Source organism: Enterobacter cloacae complex sp. S2 (assembly GCF_015159675.1).
GTDB classification, from domain to species: domain Bacteria; phylum Pseudomonadota; class Gammaproteobacteria; order Enterobacterales; family Enterobacteriaceae; genus Enterobacter; species Enterobacter intestinihominis.
Window position 1 is genome coordinate 1 of the sequence record NZ_JADDTS010000024.1, and the last position, 2,176, is coordinate 2,176.

At 41.1% G+C, this 2,176-nt stretch carries 2 protein-coding genes; both read right to left on the reverse strand.

Features of this window, described 5'->3' with window-relative positions; genetic code table 11:
* Positions 1-722 (reverse strand): DEAD/DEAH box helicase (locus tag IPZ49_RS12445; protein ID WP_375336470.1); only part of this gene is annotated, 722 nt, incomplete at its 3' end.
* The gene (locus tag IPZ49_RS12450; RefSeq protein ID WP_013098602.1) at positions 688-846 is read right to left on the reverse strand and encodes a hypothetical protein; all 159 of its coding nucleotides are present in this window, start codon (positions 844-846) and stop codon (positions 688-690) included. The genes IPZ49_RS12450 and IPZ49_RS12445, both read right to left, overlap by 35 nt.
* Between the last annotated feature and the right edge of the window lie 1,330 nt (positions 847-2,176).

Genomic DNA, 2,176 nt, shown 5'->3' on the forward strand with positions numbered 1-2,176 from the left:
TGTTCAGCAGCCCAGACAAACAAACTTCGAGAAGAGCCAGCACCTAAGAGTGTAAGTTGTTCAGCCCATTCTACAGATCTGATAATTGGTGAAGCAGTGAAGGCAAACAGGTGTTTATTCTCTTCGTAGAGAAGTCCAGCACCCTGCATAATCGCCCAGAGCAGGCGCTTTAACTCAGCACCATTCGCCTCTGTTTCGTGCCAATAGTCGTAGAAATCTTCACGCTTATCCTCACTCAGGAATAACAATCCGTCCCGCTCTTCCAGCCAATCCAGGAATGGGAAATTTTGTTCCGTCCGTTTGGTATGCTGCACTTTGATGTAAGCGCCAAACATTGCATCAGGGATTTCATCAACAAAGATACTGAAATTACGGAGAAGGTTTTGAAGTTCCGTTTCAAGCGCTGCACGATAGCAGTAATGAATGAAACATTGATGTGTACAGATAATAACCGAATGCTGGAAATCGTATTCCAAGGTGGAAATTAGGTGTCTTACCGCTTCTGTTTCGGTGTCCACATGGAAACTCTTCACCCGTCTGTCTTTTAGTTCTTCCCTCACCTGTCCACATAATTCATGTGTTGGCATCACGAGAAGATAACGAGGGGGAATTGCTTCGGAGTTTGTTAATAAACTTGATTTGATGTAGTGCTGTAACGTGGTGGATTTTCCAGATCCGCAAATTGCATCAACGAATTTTACTACTTTTCTTCTTTGGTTCATTGGTTTCCTCTTTGTTAAGGACTGTTGTTATTAATTCGCTCACCAGTGCGGCGGCGGCTTTATTTTCACGATTAGCCCGATTGATCAGAGCCTCGTAAGTTTCAGGGGTGAAGTTAATCTTCATTCTTTGGAATCCTTCTTAAATTCATCAAAACGGGATAATGCTTCTTTAAACATCTGTTCACGTTCGAAATACTTTCGTTTTCTGGCTACGTACATAGATGCGTAGATTAAATCTCTTGTGGCTTTACCACTCACCAGTTCATAAAACACCTGGTCACTACTGAAATACTTCAATAACTACCTCCTTCGGATTTTGGATGCAAAAAGCCCCAGGCAGTTACCCCGCCCAGGGCTGAAAAGTTCAGAAGGTTTTCTCCCCTTCATACTTACCATAATACACTATTTTAATAACGTTTGTCAACCCCTGCCACAAAATAAATTTGTCGTCAACAATTTTTTCATAATAGGATAAGACGGCTTCTCAAGGAAGGGTATCATTTCCGGCTCTTCATGCAAGTGAGCCGATCTTGTAGCTACGCTACATTGCACAATTAACCTGTTAACACATCATTTTAATGATAAGCCCTTTTACATAATTTTGATGTGTTGAGATCGTAGGCTCACAATGAACCAGCGATCAGCGGGTGAATGTCGCATGAAAAAGTATCTGCTCATGATCATCCTGCACAATGATGTATGTTCGAGGAATACGAGAACATAAGAGAGATAATTAATAACCTTAATTTAATTAAGGGTAGTTAGTAGTTGGTTTGTGTCAGTGAGTGAAGCGAACATGACAAGTTTCTCTACAGGAAAACCTCTTCTCAACAATAACTTTCAGTAGAGGTTACTTTCCTGTATAGCTATCTCCCATGCGCGTGATCAGCGCATACCAAATTGTACAGTCCACTTTATGGAGAATTAACCCTCCATCAATCCTGATTACGTGTTAATAGCGAATACTCGCCTCCATAGCGCCGGAAAAATCCCACGCTAATTACATTCTAAATACCCGCTAAACCCCAGGTAAAGCGATGCTTAATCTATTCTAAATAACCCGCCTGTAACGTTCTCTGAGCGCCTTTCTCACTTTCGAAGTATCTTTCATCACTTATACGAAAGCCTTGCGCCGTGCGGCTCACAGCGATCATTGTCCACAATGTACACTTTCATGATAGGTGCAATATGCTTAAAGACTTTTTGTGTTCTATCAAATTTATTTTAATCGCGATTATTCCATGCCGAAACCTTCCAATTCATTAGCATTCTAATCATTTCTTGGTGCAATCAACTCAGGTGAGAATTATTATCATCTATCGTGCGATATCGCCCAGCTTCGATACACTTTCGTAAAGTGTATTTTGTAACTATTTGATTTTATTCAATCAGTACACTTTTCCATCACTTCGCCGTGCAAACAGGGGTAACTCCCCGTCATCGAAAATAAATTT